This is a genomic window from Ruminococcus sp. YE282 (assembly GCA_900101355.1).
GTDB classification, from domain to species: Bacteria; Bacillota; Clostridia; order Oscillospirales; family Acutalibacteraceae; genus Ruminococcoides; species Ruminococcoides bromii_A.
In genome coordinates, this window is the sequence record FMUV01000066.1 from 1 (window position 1) to 4,463 (window position 4,463).

Annotated in this window: 5 protein-coding genes; all 5 read right to left on the reverse strand. The window is 38.1% G+C overall.

The window, feature by feature from the left end:
* On the reverse strand, positions 1–221 hold a 221-nt coding region (locus BLP46_RS12480; protein WP_207645253.1), incomplete at its 3' end, for a transposase.
* A 174-nt stretch (positions 222–395) separates the two neighbouring features.
* Positions 396–1,022, reverse strand: a complete 627-nt coding sequence (locus BLP46_RS12485) for a nucleoside phosphorylase (protein WP_318259632.1) — start codon at positions 1,020–1,022, stop codon at positions 396–398.
* Positions 1,023–1,383: 361 nt separating this feature from the next.
* Positions 1,384–2,253 (reverse strand): Bax inhibitor-1/YccA family membrane protein, encoded by an 870-nt coding sequence (locus BLP46_RS12490; RefSeq protein WP_167669276.1) that lies wholly within the window; start codon positions 2,251–2,253, stop codon positions 1,384–1,386.
* Positions 2,254–2,269: 16 nt separating this feature from the next.
* Positions 2,270–2,992 (reverse strand): hypothetical protein, encoded by a 723-nt coding sequence (locus tag BLP46_RS12495; RefSeq protein WP_092979354.1) that lies wholly within the window; start codon positions 2,990–2,992, stop codon positions 2,270–2,272.
* A gap of 2 nt (positions 2,993–2,994) precedes the next feature.
* The gene (locus BLP46_RS12500) at positions 2,995–4,320 is read right to left on the reverse strand and encodes a Mur ligase family protein (protein ID WP_092979356.1); all 1,326 of its coding nucleotides are present in this window, start codon (positions 4,318–4,320) and stop codon (positions 2,995–2,997) included.
* Between the last annotated feature and the right edge of the window lie 143 nt (positions 4,321–4,463).

Here is a 4,463-nt window from a genome sequence, read left to right on the forward strand (position 1 = left end):
TTTGAGTAGCCGTTTCTGTAATTTTTCGACTTATTGCTACACTCATCATTCGACGTTCTTTCGCTTTTCTCGTAGCCGAGCTCATCTGCAAGCTCACATTCCATAACCTCCTGAAGAATGTCCTTGAACATATTTTTCATTGCTGTCATAACTTCATCTGTTGAGGTGAATTTCTGACTTCTTACAAATTCTCTCATCATTTCTGCCGGTACTTTTTCCATTAAAAAAACTTCCTTTCAAGCTTTAATTTTTCTGTTTCCATTATTGCTTGAAAGGAAGTCTATTATTCACTTTTACACAAACTTTTCGGCGGTCTCAATTTAAATATATTTTAACACAGTTCAAACTATCAAGTAAAGAATTTTATCCGGATATTGCTCATTGCAATTAATTTGTTAAATTCTCTTTGCTATCTCAATTGCAATATATAATTTGTCCATATTATGATTGGCATTTGCAAGACCTGAAACATCATAAATCGCCTGATCAAGCACATCTCCGGTAACAAGAAAATCATACACATTCCAACCATAGAAGTCACATACTGATTCAACGCCTGCAAGCTCCATTTCAACGGCTATACAACCTTCCGCCTTTCTTGCCTTGAGTTTCGCTTTCGTTTCACGGTATAAAGCATCCGTTGTCCAAACCCTTCCCTGAATACTCGGTAGTTTCAATTCATCAAATATTCTTTTAACTACATCAGAATTTTTTATTTCTATGTAATCTGCAGGAACTGCATAATTATAACTTAAACCATCTTCTCGGTAACTTTCTGTTGGAATAACGAACTTACCATTTGTTGCTTCGCTATCTAACGAGCCGGCAGAACCAAACATAATAAATTTACTGGCACCGGTAATCCAGTTTACCTCTATAACATCTCCACCTGCCATTGCAGAACCAATATGGCTCAGATATCCTGCAATTTTCATTCCATTAATTTCAAAAACATACACTGATGTAATTCCATTACAGCACTTTATAGCTCCGACTTCTTCGTGAATATACGTTTCAAGCATATATTCAAATATTTGTTCAGAAAATACAATAAAACACTTATCGCATAAATGTTTTTGCTCACCATAAAAATCCTTTGGCTCAAATAAAGCCGCTGAATCGTCAAATGCATCTGTTATTATTTTAATCTTGCACCCTTAAACCTTTCCGACATTTTCAATTAACATTGGTTAAGCTTTTCTACTGTTTGAACAGCGATTTTCCGCTGCTTGTCATGTATTTACAGTTGTACGGTTTCTCTTTAATACTAATGACATAATTGTGCTATTCTCATTATCCGCTGCAAATAGAGCCATTTGATAAAACAAATGCCGGAAGCCCGCATAAATACAGGCTTTCGGCATTTTTGTCCCTTATTCAAACTCAGTTATCCCTGCTGTTTACAAAAATCTGAATGATTAAATCAAGAATTTTTACATAGAGCCAAATAACTGTGAATGCCAAGCCGAATGAAGCACGCCATTCATATTTTTTTGGATAATTCTCATTAACAACAGTATCAATCATTGCAAAATCAGAAATCAAGAACAAAGCTGCAATAGCAACTGAAATTACAGTAAATGCAATTGAAATAGCAGGATTTGCCATAACACTTCCAACAATAGGTCTTGTGAACGGAATAAGAAAACCGATTGTCATTAAAATTGAAATTCCGATAACTGTTGCAAACAGCGTAACCATAACCATTCTGAACTTATGTGTTGCCCTGATTATTTGCTTTGCATAAAGCAAATTCATAACCATAACCACAAGTACGGTAACCATAAGCGCAAGCACGCCCAAATATTCGTAGCCCTTTAGGATTTTGAATATGGTAAATGAAATAAAAAATCCTTCGCAAACAGAAAACAATGAACCGGTAACAGGAATTGTCGGTGCAACAAAACAGGCAAGTATTTGACAAATTATACCGACAACGGTAACAGCGCCGAACATTGCCAATTCAACAGTTGAAACCTGATATTCCAAGCTGTCGTAATTAAGTGTGAATACCTCGCCCTGATAAGCAGCGTTTGTAAATACAAGGTTGTTAAGAACAAGATAAAGCATAATTCCCACAACAACCATAAGCAGGAAAAATACTGTCTTCACGGCAATTCCTCCGTAGGAAGCCGACAAAGAACCTGCCGAAGTACGTTCATTGACCTTATTAAGCCCATTCATAACCGGATTTGAGTTAAAATAGGAATTTTTCTTTTTCTTAGTGGTCTGATTGTTGAGATTGTTACTCATAAAAAGCATCTCCTTTCTATTTATTTTCATTCATACGTTTCTCAAGCTCCGATAAAGTCACCTCATAGCCCGCTCTCTCGTATGAAAGATTTTCGGTGTTAATTGCCTTTGAATCTTTGGCGACAAGTCCTGCCATATATTCAAGAAAATACGGATTTTTGATAAGCACAGGGCCTGTAAGGTGAGTGCCGAAAAAGTTATTTTTGCGAACACCCTCGTGCTTGTCTCCGCTCTTGTTGCCAAGCCCCATCTTTACCTCAAAAAGCGGATTTTCAACGTCGCTTATCTCACTGCACTTGTTGACAAATCCGACCAGCGGCTTATCCAAAAAGTCCGCAGAAAAAACCGCGTCGGCAGTAACTCGACTTTTGTTCTGTTCCATTGTTGTAAATTCAAAAATTCCAAGTCCGTTAAAGCTGTTTTGTTCGGCGTCAGTAACGGTTTTTCCAAGCATTTCAAACGAATTGCCCGTCATAAGAATTACCCTGCCGCCGTCAATGAGCTTTTTAAGGTCATCGGCATACTTTTTAATATCTTTAAGCACGACACGCTGATTTCTCTCTGTTCCCGAGCCGATATATATAAAGTCATATGCACTCAAATCGGCATTATCTCCGATTGATAATCTGTCAATCGTACATTCAAAGCCGCTGTTGCTTAAAATCCTCTGCATTGCAAGTACATTTGCGTATTCCCCGTAGAGATTCATAATATCGTGATACAAATGAAGAATTTTCATGCTTATTCCCCCTTGATTCTGCTGATAAATTTATATTTATCTGAGAAACAGGTGATAACATAAATGTATTCATTCCTGTCGTTTTCAAGATAATCAACAGCTTTGTTTATATCCTCGATAATCGTTATTTTATCTTTTGGAATATCGGTATAAGAAAATCTGACTGCAAGGTCGTTACAATATTTGCCTGCAAGCACAATGTTGTGGATATTTTGATTATTCAGCATTTCAAAATCAATGTCCCAAAGCCATGAAACATCGCTTGTAAAATACTTTCGGCTTACAGCGTCAACAATAAACATAACGTCACAGCCTCTTTTGTCTGCAACGGCAACACGTATTGACTGGTCGTACGAAATGCTGTTTTCGTGCTTTGAGGTAAGCAATGTGCCTTTGCGCTTGCCAAGCTCAAAGGTTATAACCCTGCCGTTTTTCAGCACATAGTTGCTCATATCTGCGGCAATTTCATCACCGCCTATGCCGACAATCGAAGCAACCGTAAATGCGGCAAGAATATTGTATATATTGTAAAGCGACTTAAGAGCAAGCGAGATATGATACTTGCCGTTAATCACCGCCTCTCCCCTGTCAAGGTCAACAGAAGTAACCGTATAATCCGTGCTGTGGCGTTTATATCCACAGGTCGGGCACTCATAGTGACCGATGTGGTTATAGTGGTGCGTAGTGTAATTCATAGGTGACTTGCAGTGCGGGCAATATGCGCCATCGTTATAAACACTGTCAAAACTTTCCGTATCCGTTGAAAGCTTGTCCGCACCAAACCAAATGACGTCCTTTTTGCCATAGCCAAACAACGATACAAGCGGGTCATCGGCGTTGAGAATAAGCTTGGTTTCGGGGTGAATACTCTGCGAGATTGCATCATATACCCATTCCGGGTGACCGTTTCGGGTAAGCTGGTCACGGTAAAGGTTTGTAATAACATAATGAGTGGGAGTTATATACTTAAAAGTATATTTTGCAAATCTTTCATCGCTTTCAATCAGCAAAATATCGCTCTTTACCTTTCCAAAAAGGCTTGAATTGCTCAAAACAAGGGTTGTAACGCCCTCAATTTGGTTTGAACCCTCTTTATTCCAGGCAACCTTTTTGCCGTTCTTTAAAAGTATGTGGGCAATCATCTCAACAGTTGAAGTCTTTCCGTTACTGCCCGTTACCGCAATTATGTATTTTGGCATTTTTATTCTGCTCAAAATATCCGGACAAAGTTTTAATGCAACCTGACCCGGAAAGCTGCTGCCCTTGCCAAAAACTTTTGCAACAAGCCTTATCAGTTTACAAACTATTATAGTAAATATCATTTTCATATATTAATTCTCCGATATATTTAATTTTATCACATCTATACTTTTTATATCTGCACTTAGATTTAAATTCGAGCAAGGTCTGCTTTGCTTGCAAAGAGCAGAGCTTGCGACAGATTGCAAGCAGTGCAAAGAAGCGACAGCTA

Excerpts from the sequence above, each read along its gene's own strand:
- BLP46_RS12485 (WP_318259632.1), bottom strand. The coding sequence starts at position 1,022 with ATGCTTGAAACGTATATTCACGAAGAAGTCGGAGCTATAAAGTGCTGT.
- BLP46_RS12490 (WP_167669276.1), bottom strand. The coding sequence starts at position 2,253 with ATGAGTAACAATCTCAACAATCAGACCACTAAGAAAAAGAAAAATTCC.
- BLP46_RS12495 (WP_092979354.1), bottom strand. The coding sequence starts at position 2,992 with ATGAAAATTCTTCATTTGTATCACGATATTATGAATCTCTACGGGGAA.
- BLP46_RS12500 (WP_092979356.1), bottom strand. The coding sequence starts at position 4,320 with ATGAAAATGATATTTACTATAATAGTTTGTAAACTGATAAGGCTTGTT.